This is a genomic window from Streptomyces humi, assembly GCF_001005085.2.
In the GTDB taxonomy this organism is placed as follows: Bacteria; Actinomycetota; Actinomycetes; order Streptomycetales; family Streptomycetaceae; genus Streptomyces; species Streptomyces humi.
On record NZ_LBMU02000136.1, the window covers coordinates 32307 to 45710 of the forward strand.

At 70.9% G+C, this 13404-nt stretch carries 10 protein-coding genes; 2 read left to right on the plus strand and 8 right to left on the minus strand.

Annotated features, from left to right (window positions below; genetic code table 11):
- Positions 1 to 14: 14 nt before the first annotated feature.
- Together AAW13_RS42535 and AAW13_RS42540 are read right to left on the minus strand one after the other, a co-directional pair.
- On the minus strand, positions 15 to 1214 hold the full coding sequence (locus AAW13_RS42535; RefSeq protein ID WP_046728051.1) for an ABC transporter substrate-binding protein: 1200 nt from the start codon (positions 1212 to 1214) through the stop codon (positions 15 to 17).
- Between the two features lie 227 nt (positions 1215 to 1441).
- Positions 1442 to 3058 (minus strand): PucR family transcriptional regulator, encoded by a 1617-nt coding sequence (locus AAW13_RS42540; protein WP_046728050.1) that lies wholly within the window; start codon positions 3056 to 3058, stop codon positions 1442 to 1444.
- A 142-nt stretch (positions 3059 to 3200) separates the two neighbouring features.
- Here AAW13_RS42540 and AAW13_RS42545 point away from each other — a divergent pair, with 142 nt between their 5' ends.
- Both AAW13_RS42545 and AAW13_RS42550 read left to right on the plus strand, forming a co-directional pair.
- On the plus strand, positions 3201 to 3473 hold the full coding sequence (locus tag AAW13_RS42545; RefSeq protein WP_046728049.1) for a hypothetical protein: 273 nt from the start codon (positions 3201 to 3203) through the stop codon (positions 3471 to 3473).
- A gap of 153 nt (positions 3474 to 3626) precedes the next feature.
- Positions 3627 to 6563, plus strand: coding sequence for an FAD-binding and (Fe-S)-binding domain-containing protein (locus tag AAW13_RS42550; RefSeq protein ID WP_071659867.1), 2937 nt, complete (start codon positions 3627 to 3629; stop codon positions 6561 to 6563).
- A gap of 47 nt (positions 6564 to 6610) precedes the next feature.
- Here AAW13_RS42550 and AAW13_RS42555 read toward each other — a convergent pair whose 3' ends face one another.
- Genes AAW13_RS42555 through AAW13_RS42580 form a run of 6 tightly spaced genes read right to left on the minus strand, consistent with a single transcriptional unit; the run spans position 6611 to position 13403 of the window.
- Complete coding sequence (locus AAW13_RS42555; protein ID WP_143145104.1) at positions 6611 to 8128, minus strand: ferredoxin; 1518 nt, start codon at positions 8126 to 8128, stop codon at positions 6611 to 6613.
- A complete protein-coding gene (locus tag AAW13_RS42560) occupies positions 8125 to 8550 on the minus strand; it encodes a hypothetical protein (protein ID WP_143145105.1) in 426 nt (141 codons plus the stop codon). Before AAW13_RS42560 ends, AAW13_RS42555 begins: the two co-directional genes overlap by 4 nt.
- Positions 8551 to 8570: 20 nt before the next feature.
- Positions 8571 to 9575 carry a 3,4-dihydroxyphenylacetate 2,3-dioxygenase gene (hpaD, locus tag AAW13_RS42565; protein ID WP_046728047.1) on the minus strand — a complete coding sequence of 335 codons (1005 nt, stop codon included), beginning with the start codon at positions 9573 to 9575 and terminating at the stop codon, positions 8571 to 8573.
- The gene (hpaE, locus tag AAW13_RS42570; protein WP_046728046.1) at positions 9575 to 11053 is read right to left on the minus strand and encodes a 5-carboxymethyl-2-hydroxymuconate semialdehyde dehydrogenase; all 1479 of its coding nucleotides are present in this window, start codon (positions 11051 to 11053) and stop codon (positions 9575 to 9577) included. Before hpaE ends, hpaD begins: the two co-directional genes overlap by 1 nt.
- The gene (dapA, locus tag AAW13_RS42575) at positions 11050 to 12000 is read right to left on the minus strand and encodes a 4-hydroxy-tetrahydrodipicolinate synthase (protein ID WP_338059087.1); all 951 of its coding nucleotides are present in this window, start codon (positions 11998 to 12000) and stop codon (positions 11050 to 11052) included. Before dapA ends, hpaE begins: the two co-directional genes overlap by 4 nt.
- Positions 11979 to 13403, minus strand: a complete 1425-nt coding sequence (locus tag AAW13_RS42580) for a fumarylacetoacetate hydrolase family protein (RefSeq protein WP_046728044.1) — start codon at positions 13401 to 13403, stop codon at positions 11979 to 11981. Before AAW13_RS42580 ends, dapA begins: the two co-directional genes overlap by 22 nt.
- Position 13404 lies beyond the last annotated feature (1 nt).

Genomic DNA, 13404 nt, shown 5'->3' on the forward strand with positions numbered 1-13404 from the left:
GATCTCCTGGCTGATCAAGGCGTCAGGCTGGCCTTGAGCTGCACCTTCGTCCAGTCTGTCGGGACGATGTGGCCGCTCTTGATGGTGTTGACGGCGACCTGATCGACCCCGAGACCCGCGTGGTCGCTCGAGGTGTACTTGTACGTGCCCACCGAGGTCTGGAGGGTCAGGGTGTCGAGCGCGCTCGCGATCTTCTTGGGATCGGTGCTGTCGGCCTTCTTGATGGCCGCCGCGATCAGCTGGACGGCGTTGTAGCCGTCGAAGGCGAACCCGGGCGGGTAGGAGCCGTTGGCCTTCTGGTACGGCTCCGCCATCTTCAGCGCGGCCGTCTTGGCGGCGGACGTCGGCAGTTCGTTGCCGATGACGGCGAGCGAACTCGCCAGGATGATGCCCTCACCCGCGGCGCCCACCGGCTCCGTGAACAGCGAGCTCGCTTCGGCGTGGCTGTACACGAGCTTCGTGCCGCCCATGTCGGCGCCGGCGAACTGCTTTGCCAGGATGACCGCCGGCGCGCCGGTGGCCCACACCATCAGGCCCTTGGCGCCGCTGCCCCGCACGTGTTGGAGGACCGACGTGAAGTTGGTCTGGGTGGTGGTGAACGTCTCGGTGTCCACGAACGTGATGCCGTACTGCGCGGCCTTCGCCTTCATGTCCTCCCAGCCCGTCTTGGCGAAGGCGTTCTGGGTGTCGTAGGCGACCGCCATCTTGGTCATGCCGTTCGCCTTGAAGTACTTCAGGAGCTGCTCGCTGACCACCCCCGCGGTGAGCGGGGTCATGTAGACGTACGGAGAGGGCGGCTTCACCTGCTGGTCGACGGCGGCGGTCGAGACATAGGGCAGCTGCTTCTGCTTGGCCAGCGGCTCGACGGCGAGAGCCGCGTTCGAGACCGGGGTGCCGACGAACGCGACGACGCCGCTGCCGGCCAGGTCGTTGAAGCCGGTGATGGCCTGCTGAGGATCACTCTCGTCGTTCTTGACGGTGATGTGCAGCTTCTTGCCCAGGACGCCGCCGGCGGCGTTGATCTGCTGGACCGCGAGCGCGGCGCCGAGCTTGTCGGTCTGGCCGAGCGGGGTGAAGTTCCCGGTCAGCGAGGCGATCTGGCCGATCTCGATGGTGTCGCCGCTGCTGCCGGATCCTCCGCCCGAGCCACTACAGGCGGTGGCGGTGAGGGCGAGCATCGCACCTATCGCGGTGAGATGTCTGGTGTGCCGCATGAGTGCATCCTCCACTTGAACATGTCCGGTTCACCGCAGCCCGCAATGCGAATGGTCACGGCTCGGCGCGGTCACGGAACGCGAGGGGGTGACTTGACTTGTCCCGCAATGCCCCTCGCTGGGGTGCACCAAGAATGGCCGCTGCCACAACCGTTGGCCATGTTGGATTCACTCAGCGGATCAGGTGCGCCTGGTGCGGATGCACAAGGTCCGGCGCGGGCGGCCTGTCAGTGCTGGAGGCGAAGCCGGAGCCAGAGCAGCAGGGCCTCGTCGGGGTCCTGAAGGTCGATGCCGAAGAGTTCACCCGCTCGCTTGATGCGATAGCGCAGTGTGTTCGGGTGCACGTACATCTCGGCAGCGGCGCGTGTGCTGTCGCCCAGACACCGCAGGTACGCGTAGACGGTGCGGGTGTACTCCGTGCCGTTGCGTTCGTCGTGCTCGCGCATCGCCTCCAACGCGTCGGGCTGCGCGGCGTCGAAAGCGTCGAGATCCGCGCGAAGCCGCAGGAAGAAGGACTCCGCGCGCACTTCCTGGAAGTCCGCGACGGCGTATTCCTGCCCGCGGTGGGCCAGAACGCCGAGGGCGGCCTCTGCTTCCTGGCGTGACCGCTGCACCGCGGACAGGTCGGGCGCGTGGCCGCCGATCCCGGCGCGCAGCCTGACCCCCAGCATGACCCGGATGCGCTCCAGGACACCGGCTGCCAGCTCTCCTCCCACCGCGGCGGCTGTGGACGGGTCGGCCGGCAGCAGCGAGTAGACCACTCCGTCGAGTTGGACGGTGCTTGCCCTGAAGTGCTGGACCTGTGCACTACTGGTGATCAGCTCGATGATGTGAGCCATTTCCGGTTCGCTGACATCCGTGTCCATCTCCGCGTGCTCGAAGGCGACGACGACGAATCCCGCGTCGTGCGAGCCGAGCGAGCCGGCGTGGGGCAGGTCCTCACCGAGGAGCGCGCCGCGCAGTGCCTGTTCACGAGCCCGGCGCGCCATGTCGCGCGAATTGCGGTGCCGCAACAGGCGCAGCGCCGCGAGGTCGGCGGCGTCCCGCAGCGTCCGCTCTTCGCCTGCTCCCAGCCTGCTGTCGGCGTCGATGACCCAGATGGACCCCAGCATGACGCGGCCGGCCAGGATGCCGACGGCGAGGCGGGGCAGAGCCCCGTGCCCGGTGAACCGCACGGGCTGGGGGCGCTGCCGCAACCGGGGGTCGGCGTGCAGTGGCTGGAAGGCCTCCGGTACCTCCCGGCCCAGAATCCCCTGGCGCCGCACCTCGTCGGTGGGCTGACCGGAGATCGTGGAGTACGCGATGATCCGGTAGCGGTCGTCCATGATCGCCACCGCGCCGCGCAACTGCGCGGCGGTCGCGTTGGCGAGGTCGAACAGGTCGTCCCATTCTCCGTCGTCGCTGTCCGTCGCGCCCTGTCCGGACCGGGTCGCGAGCACCGCCGAGAGGAGCGTGTCCAGATGACGCCAGTTCACCTCGTCGTCCGCCGCGAGCAGAGCGATGCCGTGCTCGTGGGCGAGAGCGCGCAGCTCGGTCGGGTCCTCCCCGTGGAGCTTGAGGACCAGGGCGGTGCACCGGTCGCGGGCGGCCAGGCGGAGGGCTGCCACGGCCTCGGGTGAGGAGGGGCGCATACCGATTCCGAACAGCATCGTGCCCGGGGCCGCGCTGACCGCGTGAGGCGGATCGAGGATCTCCAGCTCGCTCACCGGGACGTCCAGGCCGAAAGGGGCCTCCAGCGCCCTCAGCAGGGTGTCGCCGACCGCGTTCAGCAGTGACGCGAGCGTCGCCGAAGCCGGCGCTTCCACGACCTGATCCTCCGGGGCACGGGTCTCTGTTCGGGCCATGCTCACTCCTGCCGGGAGCGGGACATGTTTGTGCCATTACCTCACTCAACCCCGCGCTCTTGAGTGAAATCAACATAGCAGCCGGGGAAAGCGGGGGACACACTCGAACAACTGCATCCCGCAACCGTTTACGAGGAGCACGATGACCGCGATGGGACCGGCGACCCTCGGTGTCGGCCTCGCCGCCCCCGCCCCGCTGTCCGGGCGGCGACCGGGGGGCTTCGTCGTCACGAGTCCGCCCGGCGAGCGGTCCTGGTCCTGGGCCCGGCCGTTTCCGTTCCCCGTCGGCGCTGTGCCGCTCGGGGCCGGTGTGCCGGGCCGTGCCGGTCGTCGTGTGCCGGACGTCGCACAGCTGGTGCCGGTCGTCACCGCGACCGCGCCCGGGTTGCTCGGCTCGCTGTCCGCGACCACGTGAGCGGGTCGGGTGTCTCGTATGCCCCGGCGCCGCATGGATGCCCCACTCGCCCGGCGGCCGCCACTCGGGCTCGGCCCACGAGCCCCACTCGGTGCCCAGCCGACGTGCCGGCTCGCGACCGTCGGCCGGCGCGCACATCTCAGGAGAGACGACATGAAGAAACTGGCTCGGCTGCGTGCCGCGCTGCCCGGCGGCCGAGAGGCCCACGGAGCGGACGACTCTCCCGTCGCCACCCCGGAGTGGCTGCGCGAGGGGCTGGCGGCCGTGGTCGGCGCGGAGCAGGTGCTCTCCCGGCCCATCGACCTCGCCCGCTACGCCTCCGACGCGAGCCCGTACCGCTACCTTCCCCGCGTGGTCGTGATGGCACGCGACGCGGCGGATGTCGCGGCCGTACTGGGTTTCGCCGGCCGCCACGACCTGCCGGTGACCTTCCGGGCCGCGGGCACCAGCCTCAACGGACAGTCCCAGGGATCGGGCATCCTGGTGGACGTGCGCCGGCACTTCGCCGGTGCCGTGGTCGAGGAGGACGGCCGGGCGTTGCGCGCCCGCCCGGGAACCGTGATCGCCCGCGCCAACGCGCAACTGGCCCGGCACGGCCGGATGCTCGGTCCCGACCCCGCCAGCAGCGCCTCCGCCACCATCGGCGGGGTGGTCGCCAACAACGCCAGCGGAATGTCGTGCGGAGTGGTACGCAATGCCTACCACACGGTGCGGTCCCTGCGCGTCGTCCTCGCCTCGGGAACGGTCGTGGACACCGCCGACCCGGCGGCCGACGAGCACCTGGAACGCGCCGAACCCGCCCTTGCCCGCGAACTCATGGCCATCAAGAAGGAACTCGAGGCCGACCCCGCGCTGTGCGACCGCATCAGGACCAAGTTCGCCATCAAGAACACCAACGGCTATCGCCTGGACGCCTTCCTGGACGCCGACACTCCCGCCGGGATCCTGCGTGGGCTCATGGTCGGCTCCCAGGGCACGCTCGGCTTCCTCGACGAAGTCGTGTTCGACACCGTGCCCTTCGGCCGCCATCACGCCACCGCGCTGCTGCGCCTGCCAGGGCTGCACGACGCGGCTGCCCTCGTCCCCGATCTCGTCGAGGCCGGTGCGCACGCCGTCGAGCTCCTGGACGCTCCCTCCCTGCGCTCCACCGCCGGCGTCTCGGGAGCCCCCCGCTGGCTCGCCGAACTCGCCGAGGACGCGGAGGACGCCGCACTGCTGGTGGAGTTCCGGGCCGCCGATCCGGACGACCTGAGTGCCCAGCAGCAGCGTGCCGAAGCCGTGCTGGCCGCCTCATCGGTGCCGGTCATGGGGGAGTTCACCCGGGACGCCGCCACCGCCGGCGCGTACTGGCGGGTCCGCAAGGGCCTGCTGGCCGCCGTCGGCAGCACCCGTCCCCCGGGCACCGTGCTGCTGGTGGAGGACGTCTGTGTCCCTCCGGGCCGGGTGGCCGACGCCGCCCGCGATCTGTTCCTGCTCCTTGGGTCCCACGGTTTCGCCTCGCCCATCGCAGGGCACGCCTCCGCCGGAAACCTGCACTTCCCGCTCATGCTCGACCCCTCCTCGCCCGAGGAAGTGAACCGCTATCGCACCTGCATGCAGGCAGTGGCCGACCTGGTACTGAACACCTACGAAGGCGCGCTCAAGGGAGAACACGGCACGGGACGCAACATGGCGCCGTTCGTGACCCAGGAGTGGGGAGGCGTCGCCGTCGGGCTCATGTGGCGGCTCAAGGCCGCCTTCGATCCGCACGGCGTCCTCAACCCGGGCGTGATCCTCGACAACGACCCGGACGCGAACGTCCGCAACCTGAAGACGCTGCCCCCGGTCGACGCGGCCCTGGACCCGTGCATCGAGTGCGGGTTCTGCGAACCGGCGTGTCCCAGCCATGACCTGACCACCACACCTCGCCAACGCATCGTGCTGCAACGGGAGATGGCCCGGCACCGGGCCGAGTCCCCACTCGTGCTCTCCCTCACCGAGGACTACGCCTACGACGCGGTGGACACCTGCGCCGGGGATTCGAGCTGCGCGGTGAGTTGTCCCGTCGGCATCGACACCGGCGCCGCGATGAAGAAGTTGCGGCACGCCGGGCACGGCCCCCTCGCCGAACGCGCCGCGACCTGGGCCGCACGGCACTGGGCAGGTCTGGAAGGGGGCGCCCGGGTCGCCGTCGGCATCGCCCGGCGCACCGCGGACATCGCCGGAGACGCGCCGCTGCGCGCCGTCACCTCCGCGGCTCGCGGCGTACTCGGCGCCGAACTGATCCCCGCCTGGCTGCCCGAAGTGCCCCAGGCCGCCCCGAAGCGGTTGCCCGCCACCCGGCGGCAGACGGCACACGCCGTCTACGTACCCGCCTGCGTCAACCGGATCTTCGGCGCGCCCGCGGGCGAGAACGCGCCTACCGTGGTCCAGGCCCTCGTCACGCTCGCGGAGCGGGCCGGCAGGCCGCTGTGGATCCCCGCCGACGTGGCAGGCACCTGCTGCGGCACCATCTGGCACAGCAAGGGCTACGAGAAGGGCCACGCCACCATGGCGGGGGTGCTCGTGGAACGGTTGTGGCGGTGGAGCGACGAGGGACGGCTACCGGTGGTCATGGACGCCTCTTCCTGCTCACTCGGCGCCCTGCGGGACGTGGTGCCCCACCTGAGCCCGGCCGACCGGGACCGCCACAGCCGCCTGGCCGTCCATGACGCCGTCGACTGGGCCCAAAAAGAACTGCTGCCACACCTCACGGTCACCGACCGGGTCCCCACCGCGGTGATCCACACCACCTGCTCGATGCAGCAGACCGACAACGGTTCGGCCCTGAAGGCCGTGGCACAGGCGGTCGCCGACAGCGTTGTCCAGCCGATCGCCGAGTCCTGCTGCGGGTTCGCCGGTGACCGCGGCTTCCTGCACCGCGAGCTGACGGAGAGCGCGACCGCGCCCGAGGCGGACGAGGTCGGGCGACTCGACGCGCAGGCCCATCTCAGCGCCAACCGCACCTGCGAGATCGGCCTCCACCATGCCACCGGGGCGGCCTACACCTCGGTCATCCAGCAGTTGGAGCGAGCCACACGTCCGGCTCTGACGCGACAGCGCCTCAGCTAAGCGGAAGGGGCACTGCCGGCAGACCCGTGGCGGCGGTGCCCCTCCTGTCACATGGCTTCCACGCGAAGGGCCAGCGCAGGACACCGTCGCACCGCGATCCGGGCTCGCGCGGCCAGCGCCGCGGGGATCGCCGTGGCCGACAGAACCGGAAAGCCGTCCTGCTCCATCCGGATCAGTTCCGGCACCACGTCCGCGCACAGCGCGTGGCCGTCGCACAGCGTCCAGTCGACCGCGAACCGATCGGCCGTCCCCGCCGCCGTCACCTCCGGAGCGGTCAACAACGGCAGCGCCCCCAGCACCGGCCGTCCGCAACCGGGCCCCAACAGGTGCGCCGTGAGGTCGTCCGCGAACGTCGACACGGCCGACACCACGAACCTCGCGGCCCCGTCCTGATGCGAACAGTCACCCCAGCGCCGGCTCCCGACCGCGGCCATGTACTCCCGCAGCCGCTCCATCGCCGGAGAGCCGCCACCGCACACGACATCGTCCAGAGCCGCCGTGATCGCCGACAGCTTCCGGAAACAGGGCCGGCAGCGCGCCGCCATCTCCGCTGCCGGACCGTGCGCCGCCCGCACCGTCTCTCCCAGCGGGCAGGTCTCCTCCGGGATCCGCACTACGGAGCCTGCTGCGAACGTGGCGCCCGCGGCTTCGATTCCCCGGCGGGTCATCACAGCGGTGGCCGCCGCCTGGCGCCCCAGGAAGGCCCCGTGGTAGCCGCCGACCAGCACCGCTTGTCCGGCGTCCGTCCCGCAGCGCTCCAGAAGCGCGGGCAAGGGCGCGCCGAGCGGCGCTTCCACCACCGTCTGCGCGAGCCGTCCGTCGTCCGGGGCATAGGCGGTCACCGTCGCCAGGAACGTTCCCGGCTCGTCTCGCTCCCCGATCGCCGCGAACCGTTCCGCGCCCGTCCGCACCGCGACCGCCAGTTGCGCCCATGTCTCGGCGTTCGCAAGGAGCGTCGGCAGCCCGTCGAGTCCGCGTACCGTGGCGCCGCGTTCTCCGGTGAAGAAACGTTCCGGCTGCCGCACCACTCGTACCGGTGCTCCGCGGGAGCGCCGCCATGGTTTCCGTTCGGCGACCGCGGCCTGCACGGCGGCCGCTGCCGACGGATGGGACACCTGGACCACCACTTGCCTCGCGTCCAGAGCCGCCGCGGTCAACAGCGCGCCGTCAAGCACCAGATGCGGCGCGCCGCGGAGAAGCAGCTCGTCCTTGCGGCACGACGGCTCGCCCTCCGTCGCGTCGACCATGACGGCCGTCGGTGGCCCGCTTCGCCGGGTCGAGTTCCGGAAGGCGCGCACCTCGCGGTGGAAAGGGAAGCCCGCTGCACCGCGATCACGCAGGGCGATCCGCTCGGTCAGCACGAGCAGGTCACGGAGTCCGAACTCCCCGGGGACAGGAAGCGGGCCGTGCGCCGCCAGGTGGGCGCGGTGGTCCAGGCGCTCCTGAGCGCGTCGCTGCCGCATGCCTGCGGTCAGGCGGGCCGCGTTCGGGCTGAGGGAGAGAACGGCCGGGGCGGGACCGGGCGCGTCGGTTCGTGCGCGACGTTGCGCGAACAGCGGTCTCACCAGGACCTCTCCGCGGACGGCATGGACACCTCTACGGCGCGCTGGAACAGCGTGGACATCTCTACGGCGCGCCGGAACAGCGTGGCGTGCCAGGCGTCCTGTTCGAATGGAGTGCCCGGCCGGGCCTCCAGATGTCCCTGCCCGGGGCCGTACCGCGGCACGACCGCCACCTTCCCTGCGGGTTTCCGCCGACGATGCGACACGGGAATCGGTTCGCGCATGCTCGACGCGAGCGCCCCGAGACCGACCAGGAGCCGCTCGCGCGGGCCGGCGAACGGCGCACCGGTGGAGGAGAGCAGGGCGATCACGTCGCACCAGAGGTCGGCGAAGCCAAGCGGCGCGTTCGCCACCTTCCCGGATGCGAGAACGACGGCGACGACGGCGGCGACCGCGGTCGCCGGCACGACTGCGAGACGGGACAAGTGGGCCCTCCGGTCCGGCGTCAGCCGAGCCCGTCGGCGCCGACCTGTACGGCCGACTCGTCGACGAGGCCGTCGGTCACCTGCTGGAGGGCGCCGTCCAGGTCGAGGACCGGGGTGGCCTCCTTGTACCAGGACTCGATGACGGCGTTGCCCCAGAAGTCGCGGCGGCGGTCGTCGTGGACGTTCCAGCGATGGGTCTCGTGGTCCGGGTCACCGGTGTAGTAGTCGGAGGTGTAGATCTCCACCCGATGACCGTCGGGGTCGCGCAGATACAGATAGAAGGCGTTGGAGACGCCGTGCCGGCCCGGTCCGCGCTCGATGTGGTGCTCCTTGCGCAGCGCGCCGAAGATGTCCGCCGCGCGCAGCACCTGATGCGACTCGTGGGTGGCCACGCCCAGGTGGTGCAGGCGCGGTCCGGCCCCGCAGGTGAAGGCGACGTCGTGGACGGTCTGCTTGCGGTACATCCAGGCCGCGTACAGCTCGTGCTCGTCGCCCTCGATGGTCTCCGAGCAGCCGAAACCGAGAGATCTGTAGTGGTCGTAGGCGGCCGGGATGTCCGGGGTGCAGATGTTGAAGTGGTCCAGGCGGGCGATCTCGGCGCCGTGGCGCAGGTCGTAGCGCTGGATGAGGCGTTCGGCGCGCTCGATGTCGTAGAAGAACTCGACCGGGAAGCCGAGCGGGTCGATGACGCGGACTGCGTCGCCGACGCCGGGGGTGCCCTCGCCCTTGGGTACGCGCCGGACCGTCCGACCCAGTGCGGTGAAGAACCGCTCCGCCTTGCCGACGTCCTCCGGGGTGCGGACCCGGTAGGCGATGTGGTCGAGAGCCGCCACTTCGGCATGCCTCAACACGAGTGAATGGTGGGTGAGTTCGTCCGTGCCGCGCAGGCAGAGGATGCCGGGGTCCTCGTACTGGATGTGGAAGCCCAGCATGTCCACCCAGAACCAGCGGGCCGCGCCGAGGTCGGTGACGGCCAGCTGGGCGTAGGCGGAGCGGATGACGTCGGGTGCGTCGGGCAGGATCATCAGGCGGCCCCGAAGCGCGGGGTGTGCACGGCGCCGAGGGCGACATGCACGATCTTCGACTCGGTGTAGAAGTCGATGGAGTGGGCGCCCCCCTCGCGGCCCACGCCGGAGGCCTTTACCCCGCCGAAGGGGGTGCGCAGGTCCCGGACGTTGTGTGAGTTGAGCCAGATCATGCCGGACTCGACGGCGTGGGCGATCCGGTGGCCGCGCTTCAGGTCCGAGGTCCAGATGTAGGCGGCCAGGCCGAACTGGGTGGCATTGGCCAGTTCGACCGCCTCGGCCTCGGTGTCGAAGGGGGCGACCGCGACGACCGGGCCGAAGATCTCCTCCTGGAAGATCCGGGCGTCGCGCTCGACGTCGGCGAAGACGGTCGGCTGGAGGTAGTTGCCCTCGGCGAGGTGGCCGGGGCGGGTGCCGCCGGCGACCAGCCTGGCCTCCTTCTTTCCGATCTCGACGTAGTTCAGGACTCGTTCGTAGTGCTCGGGGTGGACCAGCGCGCCGACCTCGGTCGCCGGGTCGGCGGGCAGCCCCACCCGGACAGCGCTTGCCCGCTCGGCCAGCCGCCGGGTGAACTCCTCGTACAACGGGCGCTCGACGAGGACCCGTGAACCGGCCGTGCAGCGCTCGCCGTTGAGGGAGAAAACGCCGAAGACGACCGAGTCCAGGGCCGCTTCCACGTCGGCGTCCGCGAAGACGACGGCCGGTGACTTGCCGCCCAGTTCCATCGAGGTGGTCTTCAGGTGCTGGGCACTCGACCGGATGATGTGACGGCCGGTGTCAGTGGAGCCGGTGAAGGAGATCAGCGGCACGTCCGGGTGGTCGACCAGGGCCTGGCCGGCCTCCTCGCCGATGCCGTGGACGATGTTGACGACGCCCGCGGGCACGCCCGCCTCCGTGAAGATCTCCGGCCACAGGGAGGCGGACAGCGGGGTCCACTCCGCGGGCTTGAGGATCAGCGTGCAGCCGGCGGCCAGGGCCGGGGCCAGCTTCCAGCTCTCCAGCATGAACGGGGTGTTCCACGGTGTGATCAGCCCAGCCACTCCGACCGGTGTGCGGACGACGTAGGAGAACTGCTCCTCGCCCTGCCGGAAGGCCTCCTCGCCGAGAGCGACGATCACGTCCGCGAAGTAGCGGAAGTTCTCCGCGGCGCGGCGCGCCTGGCCCTTCGCCTGTGTGACGGGCAGTCCGGTGTCGTACGTCTCGAAGGCGGCGAGGCGGTCGTGGCGTGCCTCGACGGCGTCAGCGATCCGGTACAGCACGCCCGCGCGCTCCCGGTTCGAGATCCGGGACCAGGCCGGGAAGGCGGCCCGCGCGGCGGTCACGGCTCGGTCGACGTCGGCCGCCGAACCACGCGCGGCCTGCGCGTACACCGTGTTGGACACCGGATCGGCGACATCGAACGTGCGGCCGTCGGCCGCGTCGACGAGGTCGCCGCCGATCCAGTGCCGGATGACCGTGGGAAGGTTCTCGGGGATCACCGGCCGGCTCCGATCCCTGCGGTGAGGTCGCCGCCCTCGGCGAGCAGCGCGCGGATCTTCGCCAGGCCCGCGTCCGTGGGTGTCGTCAGCGGTGGCCGGACGTGCGGGGAGGAGATACGGCCCTGCTGTGCGAGCACCCACTTGGCGGGCGCCGGGTTGGTCTCGACGAAGAGCAGATCCACCAGCGGGTGGAGCCGGTAGTGCAGGTCACGGGCCGCGTCGAAGTCGCCCGCCTCCCACAGCTCGTACATCCGCGCCACCGCGCCCGGTGTCAGGTTGGCCACGGCGGAGACGAAGCCGGCGCCGCCCAGGGCGAGCAGGGGCAGACACAGCAGCTCGATGCCGGACCACACGAGGAGGGAACGCCCGCAGGCGTGCAGGACGCGGGAGAAGTGCTCGAAGTCCTTCGTGGTCTCCTTCACTCCGACGAAGTTGTCGAAGTCGGTGAACAGCCGCTTGACCGTCTCCGGGGCGATGTCGACGGCCGTACGCGAGGGCACGTTGTAGGCGACGATCGGCAGGTCCGGGAATTCGCCGGCCACTGTCGCGTACCACTGGTAGAGGGCGTCCTGGGTGGGCCGTGCGTAGTACGGCGTGATCACCAGGACCGCGTCGGCACCCAGTTCATGCGCTGCGGCGGTCAGTTCGATGGTCTCGCCCAGCTTGTGGGAGCCGGTGCCGGGCAGGAACGGCACCCGGTCGCCGATCACCTCCACCGCGGTGCGCATACCGGCGATCCGCTCGGCGACGCTCTGCGCGCTCGGCTCACCGGTGGACCCGCCCAGGGAGATACCGTGCGAGCCGTTGTCCAGCTGGAAGCGGATCAGTCCGGCGAGACCGTCGTGGTCGACCGCTCCCTCATCGGTGAACGGCGTCACGACGGGAGCTATGGACCCCCGGATGACCGATGGATCGCTGCGGAACTTCACTGTGTCTCTCCCTCGCACCAGTTCTCATAGGCGTCCCGCCAGACGGGACCCAGCGGATACAGACCATCGACGCTCTCGCCCGCGGCGACCTGCTCGGCGATGAACCGCTCCTGCCGCTCCTGCTCCCGGCAGTCGGCGACCAACTCGGCGGCCAGCTCCGGGGGTACGACGACCACGCCGTCCGCGTCACCCACGACCAGGTCACCGGGCTGGACGAGGGCGCCGCCGCAGGCGATCGGCACGCCCGTGTCCCAGGGGACGTGGCGGCGGCCGAGCACGGACGGATGGGCGCCGGCCGCGTAGACCGGCAGGTCCAGGTCGGCGACGGTGGCGCTGTCGCGGACCGCGCCGTCGGTGACGACCCCGGCCGCGCCCCGCTTCGCCGCCCGCAGGGCGAGGATGTCGCCGAGCGTGCCGGCGCTCGCGTCCCGGCGGGCGTCCATCACCAGGACGTGCCCGGGACGCAGCTCCTCGATCGCCCGTTTCTGGGCGTTCATGCCGGCGCCGTACCGCTTGAACAGGTCCTCGCGCAGCGGCAGATACCGCAGTGTGTGGGCGACGCCGACCATGTTCGCCGAAGCCGGCCGCAGCCTTCGTACCCCGTCGACGGACATGTGCGGCAGGCCGCGGGCACGGAGCTGGGCGCTCAGCGTCGCGACCGCCACGGAGGCCAGCCCTGCTCGCAAGGCCGGGTCCAGCAGCGGCAGGGCGGTGCCGTACGCGGCTTCCCGTTCGACCGGATCCGCCCTGGGCATCGCACCGAACGGCTCCAGCGAGGAACCGGCGACGACCGGACTGCGCAGCCGCCCGGTCGACAACTCTCCCCCGGTGACCTCGACTTCGACCACAGCGCCGGGCGAGACCACCGAGGCGCCGGCCGGAGTACCGGTCAGGATCACGTCCCCGGGTTCCAGAGTGATCAGTCGGGACAGGTCGGCGACCAGCTGCCCGAACGGGAAAAGCAGCGTGTCGGTCGTGTCGTCCTGGACCAGCTCACCGTTGACCCAGGTCCGCAACCGCAGTGCGGCCGGGTCGAGTCGGGCGGCGTCCAGCAGACGCGGTCCGATCGGGGTGAAGCCGTCCGCTCCCTTGGAACGGAGATTGGAGCCGCGGTCCGCGTACCGCAGGTCGTACACGCCCGCGTCGTTGGCGGCGGTCACCCAGCGGACGTACGACCAGCCGTCGTCCGGCGTCACGTGCTGGGCGCGCGCGCCGATGACGAGGGCGATCTCGCCCTCGAAGCCCAGGAGTTCGCAGCCGTCCGGCCGGACGATCGCTTCGCCCGTGCCGGACAACGACGAGGGGGGCTTGAGGAAGTACGAGGGCTGGGCCGGGACCCGTCCGCGCTCCCTGGCGCGACTGGGGTAGTTCAGATGGACAGCGACGATCTTGGACGGGGTGTTCCCCAACGGGTGTGGCACG